This is a genomic window from Methylophaga sp. UBA3613 (assembly GCF_002375415.1).
Taxonomy (GTDB): domain Bacteria; phylum Pseudomonadota; class Gammaproteobacteria; order Nitrosococcales; family Methylophagaceae; genus Methylophaga.
Genome location: NZ_DFLS01000004.1, coordinates 73352 through 97024 on the forward strand (window position 1 = coordinate 73352; position 23673 = coordinate 97024).

At 44.3% G+C, this 23673-nt stretch carries 24 protein-coding genes; 17 read left to right on the top strand and 7 right to left on the bottom strand.

Annotation, left to right across the window (positions count from 1 at the left end):
- The first annotated feature begins 69 nt into the window (after window positions 1-69).
- The 9 genes from B3S93_RS02485 (at window position 70) to B3S93_RS02525 (ending at window position 7741) form a co-directional block, all read left to right on the top strand.
- Window positions 70-765, top strand: coding sequence for an NAD(P)H-binding protein (locus tag B3S93_RS02485; protein ID WP_292400353.1), 696 nt, complete (start codon window positions 70-72; stop codon window positions 763-765).
- Window positions 766-894: 129 nt separating this feature from the next.
- Entirely contained in the window at window positions 895-1101 is a 207-nt protein-coding gene (locus tag B3S93_RS02490) for a ParD-like family protein (RefSeq protein ID WP_292353517.1), read from the top strand.
- Window positions 1094-1867 carry a type I methionyl aminopeptidase gene (gene map / locus B3S93_RS02495; RefSeq protein ID WP_292400350.1) on the top strand — a complete coding sequence of 258 codons (774 nt, stop codon included), beginning with the start codon at window positions 1094-1096 and terminating at the stop codon, window positions 1865-1867. The genes B3S93_RS02490 and map overlap by 8 nt, the downstream gene beginning before the upstream one ends.
- 40 nt (window positions 1868-1907) lie before the next feature.
- Window positions 1908-2837, top strand: a complete 930-nt coding sequence (locus tag B3S93_RS02500; protein ID WP_292400348.1) for a DMT family transporter — start codon at window positions 1908-1910, stop codon at window positions 2835-2837.
- 309 nt (window positions 2838-3146) lie between these two features.
- On the top strand, window positions 3147-3722 hold the full coding sequence (locus B3S93_RS02505) for a phosphatidylglycerophosphatase A family protein (protein ID WP_292400345.1): 576 nt from the start codon (window positions 3147-3149) through the stop codon (window positions 3720-3722).
- A 118-nt stretch (window positions 3723-3840) separates the two neighbouring features.
- Window positions 3841-4632, top strand: coding sequence for an outer membrane protein (locus tag B3S93_RS02510; protein WP_292400340.1), 792 nt, complete (start codon window positions 3841-3843; stop codon window positions 4630-4632).
- A 230-nt stretch (window positions 4633-4862) separates the two neighbouring features.
- Complete coding sequence (locus tag B3S93_RS02515; protein ID WP_292353523.1) at window positions 4863-6176, top strand: diguanylate cyclase domain-containing protein; 1314 nt, start codon at window positions 4863-4865, stop codon at window positions 6174-6176.
- 68 nt (window positions 6177-6244) lie between these two features.
- The gene (locus B3S93_RS02520; protein ID WP_292353524.1) at window positions 6245-7189 is read left to right on the top strand and encodes a CHAD domain-containing protein; all 945 of its coding nucleotides are present in this window, start codon (window positions 6245-6247) and stop codon (window positions 7187-7189) included.
- A 129-nt stretch (window positions 7190-7318) separates the two neighbouring features.
- Complete coding sequence (locus B3S93_RS02525; RefSeq protein ID WP_292400338.1) at window positions 7319-7741, top strand: GFA family protein; 423 nt, start codon at window positions 7319-7321, stop codon at window positions 7739-7741.
- Window positions 7742-7844: 103 nt separating this feature from the next.
- Here the strand turns inward: B3S93_RS02525 and fabG are convergent, their stop codons facing one another.
- Entirely contained in the window at window positions 7845-8624 is a 780-nt protein-coding gene (gene fabG / locus B3S93_RS02530; RefSeq protein ID WP_292353526.1) for a 3-oxoacyl-ACP reductase FabG, read from the bottom strand.
- A gap of 135 nt (window positions 8625-8759) precedes the next feature.
- Between fabG and B3S93_RS02535 the strand changes: the two genes are divergently transcribed.
- Window positions 8760-11075: an aminotransferase class III-fold pyridoxal phosphate-dependent enzyme gene (locus B3S93_RS02535; protein WP_292400335.1), complete on the top strand. Its 2316-nt coding sequence runs from the start codon at window positions 8760-8762 to the stop codon at window positions 11073-11075.
- 19 nt (window positions 11076-11094) lie between these two features.
- On the opposite strand, the gene B3S93_RS02540 is transcribed toward B3S93_RS02535, so the two are convergent.
- Window positions 11095-11865 (bottom strand): DeoR/GlpR family DNA-binding transcription regulator, encoded by a 771-nt coding sequence (locus B3S93_RS02540; protein ID WP_292400332.1) that lies wholly within the window; start codon window positions 11863-11865, stop codon window positions 11095-11097.
- A gap of 117 nt (window positions 11866-11982) precedes the next feature.
- Window positions 11983-13212, bottom strand: a complete 1230-nt coding sequence (locus B3S93_RS02545) for an APC family permease (RefSeq protein ID WP_292400330.1) — start codon at window positions 13210-13212, stop codon at window positions 11983-11985.
- Between the two features lie 246 nt (window positions 13213-13458).
- Between B3S93_RS02545 and B3S93_RS02550 the strand changes: the two genes are divergently transcribed.
- The 5 genes from B3S93_RS02550 (at window position 13459) to B3S93_RS02570 (ending at window position 17233) form a co-directional block, all read left to right on the top strand.
- Entirely contained in the window at window positions 13459-13767 is a 309-nt protein-coding gene (locus tag B3S93_RS02550) for a DUF3144 domain-containing protein (RefSeq protein WP_292353530.1), read from the top strand.
- Window positions 13768-14075: 308 nt separating this feature from the next.
- Window positions 14076-14438 (top strand): hypothetical protein, encoded by a 363-nt coding sequence (locus B3S93_RS02555; RefSeq protein ID WP_292400327.1) that lies wholly within the window; start codon window positions 14076-14078, stop codon window positions 14436-14438.
- Window positions 14439-14491: 53 nt separating this feature from the next.
- Window positions 14492-15355 carry a hypothetical protein gene (locus tag B3S93_RS02560; protein ID WP_292400324.1) on the top strand — a complete coding sequence of 288 codons (864 nt, stop codon included), beginning with the start codon at window positions 14492-14494 and terminating at the stop codon, window positions 15353-15355.
- 190 nt (window positions 15356-15545) lie between these two features.
- Window positions 15546-16475 (top strand): ABC transporter ATP-binding protein, encoded by a 930-nt coding sequence (locus tag B3S93_RS02565; RefSeq protein WP_292400321.1) that lies wholly within the window; start codon window positions 15546-15548, stop codon window positions 16473-16475.
- On the top strand, window positions 16472-17233 hold the full coding sequence (locus B3S93_RS02570; RefSeq protein ID WP_292400318.1) for an ABC transporter permease: 762 nt from the start codon (window positions 16472-16474) through the stop codon (window positions 17231-17233). The genes B3S93_RS02565 and B3S93_RS02570 overlap by 4 nt, the downstream gene beginning before the upstream one ends.
- Window positions 17234-17292: 59 nt before the next feature.
- On the opposite strand, the gene B3S93_RS02575 is transcribed toward B3S93_RS02570, so the two are convergent.
- Window positions 17293-18504, bottom strand: a complete 1212-nt coding sequence (locus tag B3S93_RS02575) for an HD-GYP domain-containing protein (RefSeq protein WP_292400315.1) — start codon at window positions 18502-18504, stop codon at window positions 17293-17295.
- Between the two features lie 422 nt (window positions 18505-18926).
- Between B3S93_RS02575 and B3S93_RS02580 the strand changes: the two genes are divergently transcribed.
- The gene (locus B3S93_RS02580) at window positions 18927-19772 is read left to right on the top strand and encodes an HDOD domain-containing protein (protein WP_292400313.1); all 846 of its coding nucleotides are present in this window, start codon (window positions 18927-18929) and stop codon (window positions 19770-19772) included.
- Here the strand turns inward: B3S93_RS02580 and B3S93_RS02585 are convergent.
- Genes B3S93_RS02585 through B3S93_RS02595 form a run of 3 tightly spaced genes read right to left on the bottom strand, consistent with a single transcriptional unit; the run spans window position 19769 to window position 21259 of the window.
- Complete coding sequence (locus B3S93_RS02585) at window positions 19769-20305, bottom strand: gamma carbonic anhydrase family protein (RefSeq protein WP_292400310.1); 537 nt, start codon at window positions 20303-20305, stop codon at window positions 19769-19771. The two genes, B3S93_RS02580 and B3S93_RS02585, sit on opposite strands and share 4 nt — an antisense overlap.
- A gap of 4 nt (window positions 20306-20309) precedes the next feature.
- Entirely contained in the window at window positions 20310-20735 is a 426-nt protein-coding gene (locus tag B3S93_RS02590) for an MAPEG family protein (RefSeq protein WP_292353538.1), read from the bottom strand.
- Window positions 20736-20782: 47 nt separating this feature from the next.
- Window positions 20783-21259 carry a DUF3617 domain-containing protein gene (locus tag B3S93_RS02595; RefSeq protein ID WP_292400306.1) on the bottom strand — a complete coding sequence of 159 codons (477 nt, stop codon included), beginning with the start codon at window positions 21257-21259 and terminating at the stop codon, window positions 20783-20785.
- A 341-nt stretch (window positions 21260-21600) separates the two neighbouring features.
- Here B3S93_RS02595 and B3S93_RS02600 point away from each other — a divergent pair, with 341 nt between their 5' ends.
- Window positions 21601-23664 (top strand): protein-L-isoaspartate(D-aspartate) O-methyltransferase, encoded by a 2064-nt coding sequence (locus B3S93_RS02600; RefSeq protein ID WP_292400303.1) that lies wholly within the window; start codon window positions 21601-21603, stop codon window positions 23662-23664.
- Window positions 23665-23673 lie beyond the last annotated feature (9 nt).

A 23673-nucleotide genomic window follows, 5' to 3' on the forward strand; every position in this document is an offset into this window, starting at 1 on the left:
CTTGAAAAGTTCAGTAACAGCAGATTTGATAGCTATCGTAGTCAGTCATACCAAAATCTGTGGGGATAGATGATGAAGCATGCAACTGCAATTGTTTTAGGGGCGACAGGCGCTGTGGGTAAGCAGTTAGTCAATCAATTAAGCCGACGAGAAGATGTCGTTAATATCATTTTGATTTCGCGTCGCGAATTAGACATATTGAGAGATTTTCCCGATGCGATTGCTTCAAAAATAAACAATCAGGTTGTGGACTTTGAACAGTTGGAACAACAGGTAACTCCCCTGATTCCGCCAAAATCTGTTGCTTTTATTGCATTGGGAACAACGCAAAAACAGGCGGGTAGTAAGGCGGCCTTTCGTCATATTGATCATGATTTGGTGATCGCGTTTGCACGAGCATGTAAATCTGCTGATGTTTGCAGACTCGGTGTTGTCACTGCACATGGGGCCAATGTGGATTCTGCTAGTTTTTATAATCATGTCAAAGGTGAGGTTGAGCGGGATATTAAATTACTGGGTTTACCTAGTGTGTTTTTTGCCCGTCCTTCACTACTGTTAGGCCGACCGGATGATGGTCGTTTTGCCGAGAAACTGGGTGAAAGTTTGCTCGCCCCCATATCCTCATTTATTCCCAAAGCTGTGCGTCCAATTTCAACAAAATGCGTGGCAGCGGCGATGATTAAAGCAGCCTACGATGCTGAAAATAAAAGCTCGTCTTTTGTGCTGTCGAATGCTGATATGCATCAGCTTCAGATTATTGAGTAATGGTTCGATCCTGCCAAAGATTGACCATTCAAAGGCGATCCTAATTTTAGAAACCCCTTCAATTTCGTGGTTGCTACATTAATAGTCAGAATATATGATCTGTATACGTTTCGTATATTAGGATCTGTTATGGGTATTGTGAAAATAAATGATGATTTGCATGAGGAAATTCGAAAGTCCAGCTCGGTTATGGTTCGTTCGATCAATGCTCAGGCTGAGTATTGGATAAAAATAGGTATGCTGGCCGAGGCCAACCCGAGTATGTCTTTTTCGGAAATTATCAGTGCCCAGATGAAACATGCCGACGTTGAAATAAAGAAAATTGTCGGTGGCTAGGGTAACACTCAAAACCACGGACGAATTGCAGGTGATGCGTGAAGCCGGAAGACTGCTCGCATCCGTTTTCAGCTATCTTGATAAGTATGTAACAGTTGGCATATCCACGATGGATATCAACAATCTGGTTGAACGATATATTGTTGATCAACTGGGTGCCCACCCTGCAAGTAAAGGGCAATATGGTTACCAGTATGTGCTCAATACCTCAGTCAATCATGTGGTTTGTCATGGTGTTCCTGCAGACAATCAGAAACTGAAGTCGGGTGATATCATCAATGTAGATATCACGCTGGAGAAAGGTGGCTATATCGCTGATTCCAGCAAAATGTATCTGATCGGTGAAGTCACACCACTGGCAATACGTTTAGTCGATAAAACCTACGAAGCGATGTGGCAGGGGATTCGGGCCGTGAAGCCAGGAGCGACCCTGGGCGATATTGGTTACGCGATTCAACATTATGCTGAGAAACATGGATATTCTGTGGTTCGTGAATACTGTGGTCACGGCATTGGTCGAGAAATGCACGAAGAACCTGCAGTTTTACATTTTGGTCAACCAGGAAATGGACTGGTATTACAGGAAGGAATGACCTTCACCATCGAGCCGATGATCAATCAGGGAAAGGCCAAGGTGAAACAAAAGAAAGATGGCTGGACCGTGGTAACCAGTGATAAAAAGTTATCTGCACAATGGGAACACACCATTGCGGTTACTTCGAATGGTTACGAAGTGCTTACGCTCAGGGAAGAGGAACGTAACTGACCTGCGGATCACCTGAACAACTCTCTAAAGGCTATTTAGAATGTTGCACAAATCGCTAATGTCATCCAACAAACATGTAAGTCCGGGCACGTTATTTGTGGTGCTGGCGGCAATGTGTTGGGGACTTGCAGGTGGGATTGGTGGCATCCTCACGGCAGAAGGCTGGAGCTCATTAGTGGTGTCTTTCTATCGAGGCATTATAGGACTTCTGTTCGTTTTCTTATGGCTGATATTACGTCCGAACAACAGCGGATTGGCAAATTGGCGATTATGGTTTTGGTCGGTTATTGCTGGGGCGGGCGTCGCTGGTAACTTCGCTTTTTATTTCAGGAGTATTGCCGAGGGAAGCGTTGCAGTTGCTGTAACGCTGATGTATTGCGCACCTGTGTTCGTTTTTCTAATTTCTTTTGCACTCAAACTTGAAAGAGCTTCTTTATTTAAATGGTGCGCCATGGCAATGGTCATTATGGGGGTGATGTTACTAACGGGGCTATATGATATTGATACCGATGATGTCACACCTGTCGCCGCTGGAGCCGGCCTGCTCTCCGGCCTTTCCTATGCGATATTCATTTTTGGTTTCAAATATGCAGTTCCACACGGTAGTCCGCAGGCAATTCTGTTTATAGCCTTTGGGGTTCTGGTCAGTATACTCATCGGGTTTGTAGATATTGAACAGACAGTGTCAGTATTGAGCTCACCAAATTGGTTTCTGTTTGTGCTGTTGGGAGTGCTTGGCGCAGGGATCTCATTCATTCTCTATATCGTCGGACTGAAATACACCGCGCCAACGTTGGTCGCTATTGTGGCAATGGTCGAACCGGTAACAGCATCTCTATTCGGGATAGTGGTGTTAGATGAAAACTTATCGGCACTGCAGTTTTTCGGTATGGGACTGATAATTGTGACTGTTACAGTGCTGAGCAGATATACAAGCTCGCAGAATGAGCCTTCTGAAACAGACGAGTAGCCAACTTAATTTAAACTCACATTTACGTTAAAACAGAAAAGAGATGGTGGGTTTATTAAGGACTTTGAATTTGCCTGGGCCTTTGAAATTAGCGGTGATAACACCAGGCCGTTACCAGCAATCGCCGTCAGAACATCTCTACTTTCCATGCTTCACCTTCGGTTGGGGAATGGTTTGCTCTCTGGAATTTAATAGGGATATTAGTTTTGCATTGGGGCGTTCTGAATGAGAGATACTAGCTATCCCAAAACGTTAAAGGGATAGATTGTTGTAATCTGATACTAACACTACACGTCTTTTGGGTGAAAAATGAATCGACAGCTTGGCAAAAAAGCGATTATTTCGCTGGTCCTATTGTGTATTGCTGTAGCAAGTATTGGTTGGTATTTAGCTTTATCCAATCAAAGCTTGTGCGGTGCCAGCACTGAAGACGCTATGGTGATGCTTTCCATTGGTTTGGGGCTGGGGTGTGTGCCGTTTATTCCCGGTACAGCAGGTGCTCTTGGGGGCGTTATACTCAGTTTATTGATTAGTCGACTTAGCACTATAAAACAGTTGGTGGTCATCGCTTTGCTGATTCTTGTCGCTATTCCAATAAGTGAACATGGTGAAAGATTTTTTGCTAGCAAAGATGCTTCAGTTATCGTAGCGGATGAACTGCTTACCTTTCCACTGGCAACTATTGGTCTTCCCGTTCATCAACATCCAGTAATGCTGGCCGGTATTTTTATGACTAACCGCATTGTTGACTGGACCAAGCCCCCACCGGCTCGGGCGGCTGAATCCATACCTGGAGGCGTGGGGATAGTGCTTGATGATGTGGTGGCAAGCTTGTGGACATTGCTTATATTCACTATTGGTTGGCGGTGGTATCGTCGACAATAAAAGACGGTTTTAGTATGGTTGAAAATAAAAACAGCCTATTTATTAAATTGTTTTTATATAATCAGAAAACAACATAAACATTAAAACGTTTAGCTTTACGCTATAAGGAAATTCAAAAGTGTTGAAGAATCGCTCTAATTATTCGCTTGCCGCTGTTGGCCTTATGGTGGCCTTAGGTACAATGACTGCTGCACATGCTCAGCCACAGGACTATGATTGGTCTGGAACATATATAGGTGGAAGTCTTGGGGCGGCTCATAGTCGTGCCTCATTTGATGCTTCAACTTCTGATGGTTTTCCGGGGTCTTATTTTACGACGCCCGATCCTGAGCAAATTGCCGAAGCGGCTGATAAAAGTGCTTCGCAATCCGAGCTAAGTGCGGGTTTGTTCGGGGGCTATGGTCAGCAATTTGATCGTTTATATCTCGGGGTGGAGGCTGGCGTGAACAGTTTAAGCTTTGATGACTCCTCTTCATCAGGCGGCATTTATGAGTCAGCTCCAATAGCGACCTATAACAATAAAATCTCCGTGAAGGCTGACTGGCAAGCATCACTTCGTGCTCGTGTAGGTTGGGCCGAGAAACGCTGGCTTGCCTACCTTACCGGTGGTGTAGCAGCGACTAAAATCAGAATGGATGCAACATTTTCTGATGACTTGTCCGGGACAGGCGCTTTTGGTCGTGATTCAGATAATGAAACCAAACTAGGATGGGTTATCGGTCTGGGTGGGGAATATGCTCTTAGCGAAAGTTGGACAATTCGAGGAGAGTATCTCTACGCGGATTATGGAAAAGCTGATACAACAGCATTGGTAACCAATCCAGCTTTTCCGACGCTTGCGAATGACTTGAAAAGCTCTGTCGAACTTAAAACCCAGATTCTTTCAGTGGGTGTTTCTTATCGTTTCTGATGGTTTGGTAGCTCAGCCTTTGACAGCATAGAATGCCTTGAGGACTCTTTAACAAGCGCTAAGCCCATTATTTCGGTTAGTTATTTACAGGAATGCGTCGGATTCAAACTGTAAATATCGGATGCTATGGCACAAAATGTGAGAAACTCCTTTTATTGCCCGAAGTAAATTGTTGGCATCTTCCTCCCTTTTTTCCTACCCGAACGTGAGCCCAAATATGCAGATGAATAATGCGATTAGCTGATTTTATCCGAGCAGAAATAGAGCCGATTCTGCAGGATTGGGAAGCGTTTGCCAAAACACTGCTGAGTGGCAAACATATGAGCAAATCTGGGCTGCGTGATCATGCCAGAGATATGCTGTTGGCGATTGCAGACGATCTTGATACCCCACAGAGCGAAACAGAACAGACTGCCAAATCGAAAGGGCATGAACCTGAAGATGAAGGAGAATCTTGGGCAGAAGTGCATGGTGGTGACCGCCATATCAGCGGTTTCAGCGTGATGGAGACGGTTTCAGAGTTCAGGGCGCTTCGGGCCAGTGTGGTTTCACAGTGGACTAAAGCATATAAAACTACTCAAAACCATGATCTCGAAGATCTCACCCGGTTTCATGAAGCGATTGACCAGGCCGTTGCTGAGTCCCTCGAACATTATGCTACTGCAAAAGAGATGGAAACCCGATTATTTGGTGCCATTCTGTTAGCATCGCCTGATCCGATTTATGTGCTCGATCTCGGAGGCAAATTTATCTATGCAAACAAAGCCACCGCGGATCTTTTCGCGTTGGCACCAAAGGAGATCATTGGCAAATCTACTTTTGATCTTGGGTTTCCGTTTGCATCTGATTTTCAGCACAATTTGGAAAAGGTGATAGCGGATCAGTCAACCTATCGTGGAAAGTTTGTGCATAGGTTTAGCTCTGGTCATGGTGAAAGATTTGAGTATCTTCTGGCACCCGTACTGGATGAACAACAAAATACTGAAGCCACTGTATGCATTGCCCGGGATATCACCGAACAAGCGCTGGCTGAAGAAAAAATATGGCACAACGCTCATCATGACTTACTAACCGGGTTGCCCAATCGACGTCTTTTTCTGGATCGTCTGGAACAAGAGGTCAAACATGCAAAGCGTAGCAAAATTCCCTTAGCTGTACTGTTTATGGATCTTGATGGCTTTAAAGAGGTAAACGACACACTTGGTCACGAAGCGGGAGACCGCGTATTAGAGCTTGTTGCAGAGCGGCTGATTAAATGTGTCCGAGAGGAAGATACCGTGGCCCGGCTGGGTGGAGATGAATTTACCGTCATTCTCACCGGTGCTCAGCAGCAAAAAGATATTGAGCTGGTGGCGCAATCGATAATTGACGCGATTGCTGTGCCGTTTAGTCTTGTGCAAATGCCCGTTCAGATTTCTGCCAGCATAGGGATCTCAACATTTACTGATACGACGATTTCTTCGATTGCTATGCTGGAAGCCGCCGACCATGCCATGTATAAAGCCAAAAAATCCGGTTCAAACCGTATTTATTTTCACGAATAATTAGATTAAACAGACATATAATTGGACTAGATTTGTTGAGCTTATATGGCGACCACTGCTGATTTTGTATGAGTAAAAAACGCAAGAAAATAAAAAATGAATCGATAGTCGATAGCGATAATGTCTTGCTAAAACCAGCGGGAAAGGTGCTGGCAGAGCTGATTCTGGAAAAAGAAGCGGCGTTTCTTGCTTCCTGGATGCATTTTAAAACGGCAGAAAATGATCTGGATGCATTACATAATATGCGTGTTGATCTGCGACGATTACGGGTGTGGGTAAAACTGACACGCGATGAAGTTAAAACCAATCAAAAAGCTAATAAACAGCTCAAGGCCCTGGCAAAGGCGAGTAACCCCTTACGAGATCATGAAGTGATGCTTAGTTGGTTAGCTTTGGCAAAAAATCAGATTGGAGGGGTGTCCGCCCTCGATAACCTGATTGAATATGGCAAACAGGCTTATAAACAACAGTCAACGCAACTGATTTTTTCTACTAAGCAGTCACTTGCACCACAACCCAAACAAAAAATCAGTGTCGGTTTAGAGCAATGGCTTGAAAAAACCGTGGAGCAGCGTATTAAGTTGATTGATCAACTTTTACATACGGGGATGGGGGACGCTCACCTCGCGCGAATTGAAATCAAATATTTACGCTATCTGCTCGAACCCTTCAGTAGTAGCGTTAAAAACTCAAAAGAGCTGGTAAGCTGGTGCAAAGAGGTACAAGAAATATTGGGTGATTTTCACGATTTGCAGGTTTTTCGAAGCCACCTGCCGGATTTTGCTCGATGGGTCATCGACCATGAGTTGGTAGAAGTTACTTTATCATCTGGAAAACAGAGCAGAGCTATTACAAAGGTTTTTGCGAATGCTCGCGAATCAATAATTGCTCTATCCGGCTGGCAGGATCAGGAACTCTCTCGTCAATGGTTTAAATGGCTGGACCGGCGGGATAATTATCTACTTCTGCTACAAACGCTTCGAAAAAATCAAAATTCAACCCACTTGGTTTGAGCTTTAAAAATGTGTCCAATAAAGTTTTTACTGTAACCCATCAAGTGTAGCCTGGATCTGAGTTCAGGCAATTTCCGATAAAAATAGTAATTCAATTGATTATCAAAATAGATTTGCTAGGAGAAAACCATGGATCCCTTACCTGAAAATAGCGGCAGTTGTCTTTGCGGTTCTGTAAAAGTCAGTGCAAAACCAAAAAGTAATCATGTGGGGGCCTGTCATTGTGATATGTGCCGGAAGTGGGGCGGCGGACCATTTTTAGTGGTTGAATGTGAAGACGATGTGCATTTTGAAAGTGACAGGGATATCGGTGTTTACAGTTCATCCGATTGGGCCGAGCGGGGCTTTTGTCAGCAATGTGGCACACACTTGTTTTACCGCTTCAAGCAAGGTGGTTTTTATGCCATTCCAGTAGGATTGTTTGATGAAAAGGAAAAATGGCAATTGGCTGAACAAGTTTTTATTGATAATAAACCCGGTTATTACTCGTTTGCCGAAAAGACCAGAAACTTCACCGAAGCAGAGATTATTGCTCAATTCAGTGGCAAGTGACTGAGCAATAAATCCTCTGCTTTTATTAAACAACCGGTTGTTCTGACGTTTGTAAAATACTCATCCAGCTTTTCCACTGATATTGCATTTTGTTTTAGTCATACTATATTTCGTCTACAGCTTCGACACACTCCGGTAAGGTTTGTCCACCATCCACTACCATTTGCTGGCCAGTGATATAGGCCGCTTCATCGGAAGCAAAAAACAATGCCGCATTGGCGATATCTTCTACGGCACCAAGTCGTTTTAATGGAATCGCTGCGGCCATGCTGTTGAGATAATCTTCTCCCAGACTGGCTAAACCTTCAGTAACAATATTGCCGGGCATAACTGCATTAATGGTGGTGTTGTAACGGGCCAGTTCCATCGCTGCAGTTTTCATAAAGCCTAGTTGACCCGCTTTGGTCGCGCCATAATGTGCCCAACCCGGGTAACCGGTAATGGGGCCTGTTATCGATGAGGTGACCACAACGCGACCTTTACCCAGTTTTTCAAAGTGTGAGATACAGGCTTTGACACACAGAAAGGTGCTTTTCAGATTGGTCGACATGATGTCATCCCACTCTTCGGGGGAGAGGTCGACAATTTTCTTTTGCGGGAAGGTGCCGGCATTGGCGCAGAGAATATCGACAAGTCCAAACGTGTTTGCTGTGTGTTCAACCAGTGCCTGAACCTGATCCCAGTTTGAGACATCACATAAATAATATTCAGCGCTGCCACCCGCTGCTTTGATTTCTTCGACGGCCTCTTTTGCTGCGCTCTCGCCACGGGCAGCAATCATCACGTTGGCTCCTTGCTTAGCAAATACACTGGCAATCCCTTTACCAATCCCTTTTGAGCCACCAGTAACAATAACCGTCTTGTCTTGAATGGATGTGAGCATGTAATACCTCCAGAAGTTGATTGAATCAATTAAAGGTATTTTTAGCATAAATCTTTTTCTTTGCAACAAAAATATTGCAAGTCGGACATTTTGGCGTTATAAATAATTTCACCACTGTTTATCTGGGTTTGAGTTATGACCGGTTTATATAACAACGATTATCTGCAGCAATTGACTGGGGAGGTCGAAAAATTACTGGGGCATTGGAATATCAATGAAACTGCTAATATCTCGCTGCTGACGGTTTCTGAAAATGCCACCTTTATGGTGACCGATGAGAAAAACGATCAACGTTTTATTATTCGTGTACATCGCCCTGAATATCATTCCAAAAATGAAATTCTTTCCGAATTACGCTGGATTCAATCGCTACGCGAGCAAGCATTGCTCAACACCCCAGAACCGTTAACCCGTCGTGATGGTTCAATGGTGGCTTCATTCAGTGATGATGGAGTGGAACGTTACGTGGTGGCTTTCGAGTTTATGCCCGGTAAACAGCCGAATGAGGATGAATCACTGATCGAGGGTTTCGAGATATTGGGGGCGACCTCGGCCAGATTGCATCAACAGGCAAGACAATGGTCTTTACCGGAAGGTTTTACCCGTAAAAAATGGAATTTTGACAGCGCTTTCGGAGCAAATCCTTTATGGGGAGACTGGCGCAATGCACCGGGGCTAAACAAAGAAGGGCAAGCGATATTAGAACAGTTATGCGAAGTGCTGGAAGCAAAATTACAGCACTATGGTGAAAGCCCGGATCGCTTTGGTCTGGTGCACGCCGATCTACGATTAGCGAATTTGCTGGTCGATGATAAACAGCTAAGTGTGATTGATTTTGATGATTGCGGGTTTAGCTGGTTTATTTATGATTATGCTTCAGCCGTTTCTTTTCTGGAAACCTCACCTTTATTGCCTGAGTTGGAACGTGCCTGGGTACGTGGTTATAAATCGATAGCGCCTTTATCTGCCGAAGATGAAGCGATGATTTCAACCTTTGTGATGTTTCGGAGATTGTTGCTGACCGCCTGGGTGGCAAGTCACCCTGAAACAGAAACTGCTGCTGAAGCCGGTTTTGAACAATTCACCTTCGGCACCATTGAACTGGCAAAAAATTATCTGCAGCAACAGACTGAAGATCGTAATGGATTAACTGAAAAACGTATTCTGGATATGAATGCCTTTGAAGCCAATCAGGGAAAACATCAGCAAAATGTGACGCGGCGTTTGAATAATCTGGGTGCTGCTTCAGTGTTGTTTTACCAGGAGCCTATTGAAATGGTTTCGGCTCAGGGAGCCTGGATGCAGGCTTCTGATGGCAAAAATTACCTCGATTTTTACAATAATGTGCCATGTCTGGGCCATTGTCATCCCAGGGTGGTTGAGGCGGTCTCAAAGCAAATTGCTACGCTAAATGTGCATACCCGCTACCTGATTTCGGTAGTGGATGATTATCTTGAATCGTTAAAGGCCACTTTGCCTGACTCTATTACCAATATTGTAATGACCTGCTCGGGCAGTGAGGCCAATGATCTGGCTATGCGTCTGGCAAAACAGGCTTCAGGTGGTGAAGGTTTTATTGTCACTGAAGATGCCTATCACGGTAATACCAGTTTGGTCACCGAGGTGTCACCGTCAATTATCAAACAGGGTAAGTTGCCGGATCATGTTGTGGTAATACCGGCCCCATCTGTTGAGCTATATGGTGACGATATTGAAGCCGGCTTTGCTGCAAAAGTCACTGAAGCCATTGAGCTTTTATGGGAACGAGGATATAGAGTCGCGGCTTTATTAGTCGATACCATTTTTTCATCAGACGGTATCTATACCGAGCCCAGAGGTTTTTTAAAAAAAGCTGTGGATGTGGTGCATAACGCTGGTGGCGTATTTATCGCCGATGAAGTGCAGCCTGGCTTTGCCAGATTAGGTGAGACCTTCTGGGGCTTTGAATTCCACGGGGTAACACCGGATATTGTGACGATGGGAAAGCCGATGGGTAATGGTTTTCCAATGGCGGCGGTTGCCAGTAGATCAGAATATCTTGATAGTTTTTGTGCTGATGTCGGTTACTTTAATACCTTTGGGGGGAATCCGGTTGCCGCTGCTGCCGGACAGGCTGTTCTCGATACAATCAAACAAGAGAACCTGCAGGAAAATGCCCGGAAAATGGGGCTTTATTTAAAAACGCAGTTGAGCTCTATCATTAAACAATCCGCTTACGTTAATGAAGTGAGAGGGCAGGGACTGTTTCTGGGAATCGATATCGGCAAACGAGATAATAAACACGTTCCCGATCCTGTTAAAACCAAACAGGTAATTAATGATTTAAAAGCGGCAGGTGTTTTGATTGGAGCGGCAGGACGATTTGGTGCAACCTTGAAATTAAGACCATTGTTAACCCTGAGGCAATCAGAAGCCGATTTCTTTTTGGAGGCGTTTTCCCAGCAGGTTTAATATGCATCGGCAACAAGCATTATTGGAGCGGCGCCTCAATAATTTTAACCTGTTCGCTGGATAATGCTTTTTTCAATGGCCCACTGGGTTTTTGATCAGTGATTAAATGGTCAATTTCATTCCACTTTGCATACCTTGCCGTTGCCATGCGATCGAATTTGCTGTGATCAGCGACAACCATGTTGTGACTGCTTTGCCGAATCATCTGTTGATAGACATCTGCCGCATCAACTATCGCATCTGTTGGGCCGGTAGGTGCTAGACCACTAGCCCCCAAAATCGCCCAGTCAGCAGTGTAATTTGCCAGAAACTGACAAGTCACCGAACCATGGGTAGCGCCTTCTTCTGCATGATAAACACCTGGCGCCATGATCACCTTAATGGTCGGATTAAATGACAACACCGTGGCGACGCCAAAAGAATGGGTAATAACCGTAATATTGCTCATTTCATAAGCGATACGTTTGGCAACTTCAACCGTGGTTACCCCTGAACCTATCATGAGTACTTTGGCATCTTTTAAGAGTGGAGCCGCTTTTTTTCCAATCGCTGCCCGTTCAGCCAGGTTGGTTTTATGCCGTTCATTGAGTACCGGCTCAACCGCCTGACGCAATAAGGCTCCACCATAAGTGCGGCTGATCAGATTTTGTTCGGCCAATTCTTCGAGGTCACGCCGAATGGTTTCTGTGGTCACGTGTAATGCCGAAGCTAATTCACTAACGCGCATTGATGGATGAATTGTCAGTTCATCAATAATTGATTTATGGCGGGCAGCTTTTTTTCGTGACATGACTGGTACTCATTGTTGATGGCTGAAAGGTACCATATTCGTCAGTGATTTCGTACATTCACCGCTGCGGCAATAGCTGTTATTTACGAAGATCACTCGCACAATAAATGCCCTTATCTAATGCGAGGCATTAGCAACAAAAAACTGACCTGTGATCATTAGAATACAAAGCGTGGCACCAACATAAGGTACCCATAATGGAACACTGAAACCGTTATGGGTTGGTCGCTGCTTTTTAAGGCGAATCAGCGCGAAATTTGATAAGGCAAATACTATCAGGATAATGAATGATGTGGCTTGTGCTAATTTTTCGGTTGGCAGAAACGTTACTAGTAAAATGATAATAAAAACAATGAGTAATGTGGCCATTAATGGTGTATGGGTATGATGGTTGATGCGTGACAGCCACTTTGGAACCCCATTGAGATGCCTGCCCATATCATGAAACACTCTTGAAGCCATCACAATCTGAGCCAGTGCACCATTAACAATAATAAATAACGAAAGTGCGCCCAAAATATTTCCTGAATAACCTTCTGCTTTCATGACATCAACCAATGGTGCTTTAGAGTCAGCAAGTGCTTCAGCAGATAAGGTCAGTACTGCGCCCATCGAGACAGTAATATAAAAGAATAAAGAGACAATCAAAGCAAACAAAATGGCCAAAGGCATGGCTTTACTGACATTTTTAGCTTCTTCGGAGACGTGAACAATATCTTCAAAACCAATATAGGCATAAAAAGCGAGAAAAGCCCCCAGAACAATACCACTCAAAGCAGTGGTGCTGGATAAAGGTTGTGCTTCAGAAAGTCGACCCGGCAATTCCGAAAAATTACCAGCGGTTACCACGAGTATGATGATTAACCCCGACAGGCCTGCAACAGTGGTGATCCCCATAAACCATGCCGTCCCCTTCATGCCAACAGCGGCAATAGCACCGAGTAACAGAACCAGGCCAATCATCAATGGAAGCTCCGGCCATGATAGAAAAATCTGGAAATATCCCGCAAAACCTGTAGTGATAGTGGCCGCTGAAACAATGCCGGTAGCGGCAATCATCCAACCCGTGGTTATTGAAAGCCATCTAGAGCCAAAAGCGGTACTTACATAGGCAACCGGACCACCACTTCTGGGCACTCGAACAGCCAGTTCAGCAAAAGAAAAGGCAGTAAACGCCGCCACTATGGATGCAACTAAAAAAGTGAGCGGGGCATAGATTCCGGCTTTACCAGCAATCTCGCCTATCAATACATAAATTCCAGCGCCCAATATGGTTCCCAGACCATATAAAGCAAGAAGCGGTGCGGGGACGTTTCGCTTTAATTCTGCATCAGTAGTTTTGTTCATCTAATAGTTTTCCAACAAGAAATGAGTTGAGTCTGGGGGGGATAGGCAGATCTCAGCTAAGCGTTTATGGATGTTCAAGAACCTATCATGAGTAAAACCGGTTAGCAAAATGGCTAAAAAGCAATAAATGATATTTTCCTGGTATTTATTATGTTTTATTCCGTATTCATATGTAGTGATGGAGGTTTATTCTGCAAGACCTTTACTGGCTGATTGCCCAACTTGAAATAAAAAAGCGAAACCTTTATGAGTGAGAGAGATAAGGCCTTTTTTGATAGAGCGGATGCTTTTATTAAACTGGCTAATGAACAAATGGAGAAAAGCGTAGAGGCCGGTGAAGTAAGTGCATCGTTTATGTATGGATTGGCCCGGTACAGTGCGTGGTTTAGCGCATCTGGCTGGACCAATGCCAGGGATATGGCCGATGCACGAGATGAAACCGTCGATTTTTTTGTGAATGAATATCGGCGGATGTTGGAATTGAATATGGATGATTATATTCAGAATTTCAACAATTACGTTCAGGCCTCTGAACAATTGCAAAACAAAGGGTAAGTGTTCGCTTACCCTTTTTATTATGACCCAGCTGAGGTCAGTTTTCACCATGGCTTTGACCGCCCTTTACGGTCTGCACTCATAACTGAGTTTTACTCCAGCTCGTTATTTTTATGCGTTAATCAGCGATATACCGTGTTCGGGAAAACCGGGCAGAGTTCGGTTAATTTAAAACCTTGAGTTCATCGCCTCATACTTTTCAGATGAATTCTCATCATCGACCAAATCGTTGTAGTATTCAGTTTCATCCACGCGATCATTTCATAGATGATTTACCTTGTTTTGGGCGAATAACGTAAGGTCTGACCATGAGAATATATTTATCTTTTTGCACTGCATTGGTTTTACTTAGTGGTTGTGATGCTGCTGAGCCGGTAATGGTTTATGAGAGTCGCAATGCGCTGCAATGTGAAACCACAGGAATCTCACCCGCCGACAGTGTCGCGAAATTAGCAGCCGAAAACATTGAGGTGACTGAAACATATTGTGGACGGAGAACCGGTGTTGTCTATCCAGCAGCTTGTGGGATGGGAACAGGCACTATCCTGATTCATCAGATAGCTGAGGCAGAACTGGTTACGGCGAGAAATATTGGCTTTCAGGAAGTATCTGAACTGGTAGATCTCGACGCAGGTACTGGCTATGAATTCGTGGATTGTGAAGATGAATAAAGGCCCACTGCAAATTCGTTAACAGTTTTTGTCAGCAACTAAAAAGTAAATCGATGCCAAACCGAATTACACCTATATTTTATCTTTTATTGATACTGCTGTTACTGGTGGCAGGTATCGTAATGCTGACGAAGATCGAAGATGTGCCGGATTCAGCACCATCTGTTGCTGATACCAGCACCACAGAGGTAATTGAGCATTCAAGATCGATGCCGAATATTTACATCGATCAGATTATTGCGCCTGCTAACGCTGAAAACCGCAAGGAATTGTATGTCGATTTACTGACTATCTGCCAGGAAGAGGGCGTTTCAATCAAGGCACTGACGGATACTGAAATGTCACAACTGGGTACGATTCGTTTGCAACGCTGGATAGATGAAAACAGAACAGCCTATCGTCTGGAATCATGGGATTATCAGCTGGAAGAACCACAACAGCAACCGCATTGCCACTTTCAGCTGATCAGTAGTGGTCGTCATGTCATGATAGATGCGGAGGGACTGACAGGGATCAATCTGAATGATAATCAGCCTTATGAGATTGCGCCACTAACCAATATGGATGCCAGTTTGTTGTTACGTTCTCCAGCGCGACAAGACAAAATATCGACTGGTCAACTGAGAGAAGTCGCTGGTCAGCCATGTGTTGAATCCACTATTGCCGATTATGAAGAAGCGATAACATGTACATGGACTGGAGGTGTTGCATGGGGCTTTGAACCGGAATCAGATGGTATCGAGTCGGTTTCAGATACGCATCACTATGCCTTATTCAGATCGATTGTTCTGCAGCAGGATCCGGCTGGAAATGTGTTGGATAAAATCAGTACGGTGACTTTCAATATTGGTAACAAACTTGATGAGGCAGCGATGCAACCTGCCCCTGCAACAGCGTCTCCTGCTGAGCAGCCGTAACCCTGAATCTTCCTGCTGTTAACACTTTTTTAACGTGGCACTGTCAAGATGAGACTATTTTGACATATTGGGCGATTCAGTTATTTCGCTGTCGTTTTATGTTTAAATGCATTCGGTTTCAAACCTTGTCGAAAAATGACACTCTATAACGACTATGTCTTTACAAAACGTAGTGAAGGAAACGCAAGTGATGGAAAATCACATCATTGATGTGCGCAATCTGAGTAAAAAATATCCTTCCGGATTTCACGCTTTAAAGCAGGTCAATCTGCAAATCAAACGTGGTGAAATATTTGCCCTGTTAGGTCCTAATGGCGCAGGTAAAACCACGCTGATTAGTATTATCTGTGGCCTGGTCAATGTGGACGAAGGACAGGTAGTGGTAGGTGGCTTTGATGTGGTTAAACAATATCGGCAGGCGCGTAAACAAATTGGTCTGGTGCCACAGGAATTAGCGATTGATGTGTTTGCCTTTGTCTGGAATACCATGGTGTTCAGCCGTGGTGTGTTTGGTAAGCCGCGTGATGACGCCTATCTGGAAGAAATTTTAAAGGCATTGTCGTTATGGGATAAACGCCATGCCAAAATTCAATTTCTGTCCGGTGGAATGAAACGTCGTGTGTTAATTGCCAAGGCCTTGGCACATGAGCCGGAAGTTTTATTTCTCGATGAACCGACCGCTGGTGTCGATGTGGAGTTACGCCGTGATATGTGGCGTTTGGTGGAAAAGCTACGCCAGCGAGGCACCACTATTATCCTTACTACCCATTACATTGAAGAAGCCGAAGAAATTGCTGATCGGATTGGCATTATTAATCATGGTGAAATTCTGCTGGTGGAAAACAAGCAGGATTTAATGAAAAAACTGGGACGCAAGCAACTTATCCTGCAATTACAGCACCCGATTACACAGCTCCCAGATGAGCTTAACGGGTTTGTTCTGCAACTCGGTGAGAATGGAAAAACGCTCACTTATGACTATGTCGATAATCAACCGACCAATCATGTGACGGAGGTGCTGGCGGCGATCCATCGCTCAGGCATCGAGCTAAGTGATGTGCAAACCAAACAAAGTACACTGGAACAGATTTTTGTCAGCTTGGTGGAGGATTCAAAATGAACTGGTATGCCATTAAAGCCATTTATTTATCCGAGCTTCATCGCAGCTGGCGTACCCCTTTACAAAGTATTGCCTCACCGGTTTTATCTACCTCGCTTTATTTTATTGTGTTTGGTTCAGCAATAGGTTCGGCGATGACTGAAATTGGTGGCGTCAGTTATGGCGCCTTTATTATTCCGGGTTTAATCATGCTGATGATATTAACTGAATCCACTTCCAATGCTTCATTTGGTATTTATATGCCCAAGTGGTCTGGTGCTATCTATGAAGTTTTGTCCGCCCCGGTGTCAGCTTTTGAGATTGTAGTGGGATATGTCGGTGCGGCAGCCACCAAATCGATTATTCTGGCAATGTTGATTTTGCTCACCGCCAAATTATTTGTGGATTACTCGATTCTGCATCCGTTATGGATGCTGCTGTTTCTGGTATTGACCTGCATTACCTTCAGTATGCTGGGCTTTATCCTGGGTGTGGTGGCGGATGGTTTTGAAAAATTACAGGTCATTCCATTGATGGTCGTTACCCCGCTGGCATTTTTGGGCGGTACATTTTATTCAATCAGTATGTTGCCGGAGTTCTGGCAGAAAGTGACCCTGTTTAATCCTGTGGTTTATCTGGTAAGCGGATTTCGCTGGAGTTTTTATGGCACGGCAGATGTCAGCATGACATTGAGCCTGGTGATGATTTCCACTTTTCTGATTATGTTTATGGTGTTTATCTGGTGGATATTTAAAACCGGTTATAAGGTAAAAGTCTGATAAATGGTTTAAATTCATTTCTTTATAGCTAGTTGAATTAGTTTATAGCGCCTTAACCTTCACTGCCATAGCTGGTCCAGATGTTTGAAATGCCATTTTGAGGGATCTTCTGGACCCTCAATGGTTTCCTTACAACTGGGCAAAGCGAGATCGATGACCTGTATTTGAATGGGCGCTTTTGAACGTAATGAAAAAAAGACTTTCACTTTGGGTTTTACCAGTGATGTCACGCCAGGTTCAATCACCACGGCCAACCTCTGGGAGGCGAGACGTACTAATGATCCAACAGGATAAATGCCCACCATCTTTACAAAAATATTGAAAATTTGTTTATCAAAATGACCTTCCCATTTTGCCATTTCCCGAATGGTTCCAGCAGGATCCCAGGCTTGTTTATAAGCGCGTTCAGACGTAACCGCATCATAGACATCACAAATGGCTGCCATTCGGGAAAACAATGAAATTTCCTCACCTAACAGTCTATTCGGGTAGCCCATACCGTTGATTTTCTCGTGATGATGTAAAGCGATATCGATGACCTCTGGTGCGGCACCTGAGTTTTCTAATAGCTTGGCTCCGGCAGCTGGATGCTTTTTCATGATGTTGTATTCTGCGTCAGAAAGCTTTCCAGGTTTGTTCAGTATTTCCAATGGCATCAGGGATTTACCCAGATCGTGCATTAAGCCGCCTACACCAGCCAGCTTAACCTGATTTTCCTCCAAGTTGAGTTGGCGAGACAACGATATCATCAATGCACAAACAGCTAATGAATGCATGTAGGTATAGTCATCGTGGGTTTTCAGGCGAGCGACACTGAGTATGGCCGCTGAATTTTTTTGTACCATCAAATCAATTTCATTCACTAGCGGTAAAGTTGTCTGCGGATCAATTGCTTTGCCTAGCCGGGCATCTTTATACATTGCCATAACCTGTGGTTTAGCATCATTAAAGAGTCGACGTGCGCGATTGATATCGTCTTCCATTGATGATTCAACAACGCTTTTATTTTCAGTGGCTTGGGATGTTTCTAAAGCATTCTCTGAGGATTCTTGCGGAGGTGATGGCGTTAAGGTGCCTGTATTTTGTAAAGCGTCACCTTTTTCCTCATCGATCCAGACATCTGTAATGCCTGCTTCAAGAATGCTTTTAATATCTTCGGGATTGGTTAATAAAAAACTGCCGCGAAAAAACGGATGCTTTAACCATGAACCACCCAGTTTTTGTATATACATGCCCAGTCGGAGATCAGTTGAGGCAATGCGTCTAATCAAAGTTTAATACCTTTCTTGTGTTCATTTTTGAGCGCATTATATATAGCTTATATGTGAAAAAAATGTGTTTTATCACCAATATTTTTGTTTTAGCGGTAATTTCAGGAAAATCCCTGGCACCATGATTCGGTATCCTGGATCAAGGATGATCATCAGTGGGGGAGTGGTATCTCTCTGAACGTTTTGTGAGAGCATTCTGAATGACTATTTGAGATGCTGTCGTTGTAAGACTGAATTCAGCAGTTTACAACGTTAGAATAGACGCAGAGAAATGATGGTGCTACTTTGGGAATGCAATACAAGGCAGGTTTTATCTATGTTGCCAGGACTCTGGCAAATATTTATTGCTAAGCAGTCTGAATGATGAAAAGTTGTATTAATAAAAACATAACAATAGATATTAATTACCGATGGATAGAGAGATGCAAAAAGATAGTCAACACAGCGAAACGGAATTGGAAAATCTCTTAAAGCAGTCAATCGCGGAAGGATTTGTAGAGGTTCCTATCCTGCCGGAAATTGCGAATAAAGCTTTTATGCTGGCCAATAATAAAGAGTCAGATGCTAGTCAGATGGCCCAGTTAATTCAAAGTGATCCCTCACTGGCCGGTCATGTGATGCGTATTGCCAATTCCGCAGCTTATACGCCGATGGCCAATCTGACTTCGCTGCAACAGGCCATTGCCCGACTGGGCATGACAACTATCAGTGAAATCGCCATTAGCGCCGTCATCAATGCAAAATTATTTAATACTCCGGGGTATGAGGACTATGCAGACCTCATTTGGCAACAGTCACTGGCGACATCACTGTGGGCTAAGGAGGTTGCCAGCCATTGCAACGTGAATGTTGAAGTGGCTTTTCTTGCGGGATTGATTCATTCAATTGGTCGCCCAGCCGTACTCCAAACGCTGATTGATCTTGCCGAGCAACGCAATTTGCCTTTGAACGATGAAATTGTTCATCAGCTGGAAGATAACTATTGGCTGATAGTTTCGCAGATGATCGTTATTCGCTGGCGTATGCCGGCTTTGGTCATTGAGACAATTCAGCATATTGAAACACCATCGACTGACAAAGAGGCAGGTCAATTGGCAGCAGTTGTAAACATGGCAAGATATGCTGCTGATGCTATGCTGAATGATGAGTTGGCGGATAATTTTCCTCAGGCAGCCATCGATATTGTTGAATTTGAGTCAGCAGATATTCAGAAATTATTAACCAAGAAGGAACAGATCAGCGAACGACTCACACAGCTGATGGCTTAATCATGGTGATTTCGGTATTCGTTTTTTAACGCCACATAATTCTGGCAAGCATAGTGAAAATAGTTCAGTTCGTCTTCAGTTAGCGGTCGAATTTGTTTAACTGGCGAGCCCAGATAAAGATATCCGGATTCAAGTTTTTTCCCCGGTGGCACTAAGGAGCCGGCACCGATAACCACTTTGTCTTCCACGACAACACCATCCAAAATGGTCGACGACATACCCACCAATACCTGATCACCGATTGTGCAGCCATGCAGCATCACCAGATGACCGATGGTGACATCATTGCCAATAATAAGCGGATGGCCTTCGGGATTAAACTCACTGGCATGCGTAATATGCAGACAGGAATTATCCTGAATACTGGTGCGAGCACCTATTCTGATACGATGCATATCGCCACGAATCGACACAAGCGGCCAGACTGAGCTGTCATCGCCGATTTCAATATCGCCAATCAGTGAGGCCGTATCATCAATCCAGACTCGTTGACCCAGTTTGGGACTGTTGCCTCGAAACGCTTTGATGACCATCAGACTAACTCAGCAGGGTTATACCGCATAACACCAGTAACGCGACATTCGCCAACAGGCCAATCATGAAAAACCAGGTTCTGGGGCTGGGGTTTTGTTCTGTGGCAATTGCGTAATAAAGGACCATGTGAAGAATACGGGCGATGGCAAATACCCAGACGAAAATACCCGTCCAAAAGCTATTGGCTCCGATAAGAACCGCCATAAAAGTCGTACCGAGCATCAGTGGAAGATTTTCCAGTGAGTTCATAAACGTGCGATGTGCTCTGAACACAAAGGATTCATGGCTGAGGTTTTCCGGAATTTTGCCTGGAATAGCACCAGCTTGGGAAGCTTTGGTTTTACTGGCGACAAACCATTGAATCAGCAACGTGAGCAAAATGATAAACAAGCCAAGAAAAGTCAGATAATAAATAACCCCCATAGTCATTCTTTGCCTCGTAAGTTAGTTTTGAGATTATCGGCTTCAGTTGGAATTTATTTTCCCTGACAATCGCCGACCCGTTCCGCTTTATAATCTGTTTTCATGATCATCGGACCTATCGGCGTATTCATTTCACTGGTCATCTTGCCTTCCAGGTGGGTGCCATGAAACGTAGCGTAACCTTTAAATACTGTCGTCATGCCTTCAACATTACAATTTGCGGCGAAATCCACTCTCTCCCGGGTGATATCTGTTTGCGTCACATCACAGCTCTTCGGAATATTCAGTACACTAATACCTTTATCTAACTGTGATTGGGTTAAACACTCCTGATTGTTACTGGTTTGAGGCGGGACATTCATTGGTCCTTCCATTGTCGAAATACTTTTGTATGACCATAAACCGGGTTTTAAATTTGGGGTTTCAGCCAAAGCGGGCAAAGCCAGGGCTGCAGTGATACATAAGGTTGAAAAATAAATGAAATAACGCACAGTGGTGTTCCCCTGATGTTTTGCTATGGTGGTCGTCATAAACTATGCCGATATTAAAGAATCTTGCCTGTGAGTGAGGGAGAGCGCAATAGCCTTAACAGGATCCAGATACTTATCCGTCTATTGGAATCAGTAGAATAATGCTGCTAGAGTGAAAATTATGCGTTTTACTGAAAGTAGTGTTGGTGTATTTTTTAATTATGTGTATACGCTTTTTTATACTTTCGAATATGCTGACGTCATTGAAAATAAGTCTTCCAGCTTGATAATGACTAAAGCTAAAAACAAGCGTCGCTAATATCGATTCGATTTTACATTGCTCAGGATTTGTTCTCGTATGATTGCATGATGATCTAAAACACAGAAGGGAGATAATTATTATGTCTTCGAAATATGTTTTAACTGATTTTCAACATTTACGTGATGAAATGGTTCGCAAGCAATTAATTAATCGAGATATAAGTTCTTCAAAAGTTCTTGAGGCCATGAGCGCTGTACCCCGCGAGCAATTTTTACCACTTGAAATGCGGGGATTTGCCTACGAGGATTCCCCTTTACCTATCGCTGAAGGTCAGACTATTTCCCAACCGTATATCGTGGCGCTAATGATAGACGCACTCAATTTGCAAGGTGGTGAACGGGTGCTGGAGATAGGTGTCGGCAGTGGCTATGCTTCGGCCGTCCTCGCTGAAATTGCCGATCAGGTTATCGGCATTGAGCGAATACCAACCTTGTCTGACCAGGCCAAAACAGTGCTTAAGCAGTTGGGTTATAACAATATTAAGATTATCAATGCGAACGGCACTATCGGCTATGTTGAAGCAGCTCCTTATGATGCGATTCTGGTCTCTGCTGGCGGGCCGGAAATCCCCACAACATTAAAAAAACAATTAAAAATAGGTGGTCGACTGGTCATTCCGATAGGAAACCGTCTGTATCAGCGGTTATTGCGAGTGACACGTATTGATGAAAACCAGTTTGATGAAGAGGTGATTAGTCAGGTTCACTTTGTGCCGCTGATCGGCCGTGAAGGCTGGAGTGATGATCTGAACACTTCCTCAACAAAGCGCAGCTCCAGCGCTAGTCTGTCTGCGGGCAAGGATCAGTCGGAAAATGCTGTTCGTCATAAAACGCAAACAATTGAAGCCTTAATTGCTGAGGCAGCACAACCAATCGATACAATCGAAACGGTGGATCTCAGTCCACTACTCGATCGAATTGGTGAGTCTCGTCTGGTGTTATTAGGGGAAGCCACCCATGGGACATCTGAATTCTATCGGTTCCGTGCCCGCCTTACCCAACAATTGATAGAGCAAAAAGGCTTTAATATGGTGGCAGTTGAGGCCGATTGGCCAGATGCTGCCCGTATCGATCATTATGTTCGTGAACATTCGACACCTCCTTCAGAATGGCGGGCATTTGCGCGTTTTCCGACGTGGATGTGGCGCAATACGGATATGCAGGAATTTGTCGAATGGCTGCGTCGACATAATGCCATGCAAGCTAAACCAAATTTAAAAGTGGGTTTTTACGGACTCGATCTGTACAGCATGTTTTCATCCATTGATGAGGTGATTAACTATCTTGAAGCAGTGGATCCCGAGGCTGCAGAAATTGCTCGTGAACGTTATGGTTGTTTAACACCATGGCAATCGGATCCAGCCACTTATGGCCGAGCAGCTGCTTCGGGAGAATATAACAAGTGTGAAGATTTCGTGGTGGATATGCTGGTGAGCATAATGGAAAAACAGGCCGAATATGTGGCAAACGATGGGGAGAGCTTTCTGGATGCGATGCAGAATGCCCGATTGGTGGCCAATGCCGAAGCTTATTATCGCAGCATGTATAAAGGTTATACCTCTTCCTGGAATATGCGCGACAGCCACATGTTTGACACCATCTGCTCCCTGTTGGATTTCAAACAGCAACATGATGAGAAGCCGGCGAAAATAGTGATCTGGGAACATAATTCTCATATTGGCGATGCCCGTGCTACCTCAATGTCAGCGAGAGGCGAGCATAATGTGGGGCAGTTATGCCGCAGTAAATTTGGCGACGACGCTTACCTGATCGGTTTTGGTACGCACGGGGGAACTGTGGCGGCTGCTGATAACTGGGGTGAATCAATGCAAGTAAAAACCATTCGTCCATCAATGGAAGGCAGTTGGGAACGTGTTTGCCATGACACCGACATTCCAGCCTTTATGCTCGGTCTGCGTAAACCTGAATCCAAGGAATTGAAAAAACACCTGCTTGAAGAGCGACCAGAGCGGGCTATTGGAGTGATTTACCGCCCACAAACCGAATTAACCAGCCATTATTTTCAAGCACGTCTCAGAAAACAGTTTGACGAATATATTTGGTTTGATCAGACTGAGGCCGTTACTCCACTGGATTATGAAGCGATGCAGGGTATGCCTGATACCTATCCTTTCGGTTTATAAAACATCTGC

What these genes read in the sequence shown, in the direction of transcription:
- B3S93_RS02485 (WP_292400353.1), top strand. Translation starts at nt 70, where the DNA reads ATGATGAAGCATGCAACTGCAATTGTTTTAGGGGCGACAGGCGCTGTG.
- B3S93_RS02490 (WP_292353517.1), top strand. Translation starts at nt 895, where the DNA reads ATGGGTATTGTGAAAATAAATGATGATTTGCATGAGGAAATTCGAAAG.
- B3S93_RS02500 (WP_292400348.1), top strand. Translation starts at nt 1,908, where the DNA reads ATGTTGCACAAATCGCTAATGTCATCCAACAAACATGTAAGTCCGGGC.
- B3S93_RS02505 (WP_292400345.1), top strand. Translation starts at nt 3,147, where the DNA reads ATGAATCGACAGCTTGGCAAAAAAGCGATTATTTCGCTGGTCCTATTG.
- B3S93_RS02515 (WP_292353523.1), top strand. Translation starts at nt 4,863, where the DNA reads ATGCGATTAGCTGATTTTATCCGAGCAGAAATAGAGCCGATTCTGCAG.
- B3S93_RS02520 (WP_292353524.1), top strand. Translation starts at nt 6,245, where the DNA reads ATGAGTAAAAAACGCAAGAAAATAAAAAATGAATCGATAGTCGATAGC.
- B3S93_RS02525 (WP_292400338.1), top strand. Translation starts at nt 7,319, where the DNA reads ATGGATCCCTTACCTGAAAATAGCGGCAGTTGTCTTTGCGGTTCTGTA.
- fabG (WP_292353526.1), bottom strand. Translation starts at nt 8,624, where the DNA reads ATGCTCACATCCATTCAAGACAAGACGGTTATTGTTACTGGTGGCTCA.
- B3S93_RS02535 (WP_292400335.1), top strand. Translation starts at nt 8,760, where the DNA reads ATGACCGGTTTATATAACAACGATTATCTGCAGCAATTGACTGGGGAG.
- B3S93_RS02540 (WP_292400332.1), bottom strand. Translation starts at nt 11,865, where the DNA reads ATGTCACGAAAAAAAGCTGCCCGCCATAAATCAATTATTGATGAACTG.
- B3S93_RS02545 (WP_292400330.1), bottom strand. Translation starts at nt 13,212, where the DNA reads ATGAACAAAACTACTGATGCAGAATTAAAGCGAAACGTCCCCGCACCG.
- B3S93_RS02550 (WP_292353530.1), top strand. Translation starts at nt 13,459, where the DNA reads ATGAGTGAGAGAGATAAGGCCTTTTTTGATAGAGCGGATGCTTTTATT.
- B3S93_RS02555 (WP_292400327.1), top strand. Translation starts at nt 14,076, where the DNA reads ATGAGAATATATTTATCTTTTTGCACTGCATTGGTTTTACTTAGTGGT.
- B3S93_RS02560 (WP_292400324.1), top strand. Translation starts at nt 14,492, where the DNA reads ATGCCAAACCGAATTACACCTATATTTTATCTTTTATTGATACTGCTG.
- B3S93_RS02565 (WP_292400321.1), top strand. Translation starts at nt 15,546, where the DNA reads ATGGAAAATCACATCATTGATGTGCGCAATCTGAGTAAAAAATATCCT.
- B3S93_RS02570 (WP_292400318.1), top strand. Translation starts at nt 16,472, where the DNA reads ATGAACTGGTATGCCATTAAAGCCATTTATTTATCCGAGCTTCATCGC.
- B3S93_RS02580 (WP_292400313.1), top strand. Translation starts at nt 18,927, where the DNA reads ATGCAAAAAGATAGTCAACACAGCGAAACGGAATTGGAAAATCTCTTA.
- B3S93_RS02585 (WP_292400310.1), bottom strand. Translation starts at nt 20,305, where the DNA reads ATGGTCATCAAAGCGTTTCGAGGCAACAGTCCCAAACTGGGTCAACGA.
- B3S93_RS02590 (WP_292353538.1), bottom strand. Translation starts at nt 20,735, where the DNA reads ATGACTATGGGGGTTATTTATTATCTGACTTTTCTTGGCTTGTTTATC.
- B3S93_RS02595 (WP_292400306.1), bottom strand. Translation starts at nt 21,259, where the DNA reads ATGACGACCACCATAGCAAAACATCAGGGGAACACCACTGTGCGTTAT.
- B3S93_RS02600 (WP_292400303.1), top strand. Translation starts at nt 21,601, where the DNA reads ATGTCTTCGAAATATGTTTTAACTGATTTTCAACATTTACGTGATGAA.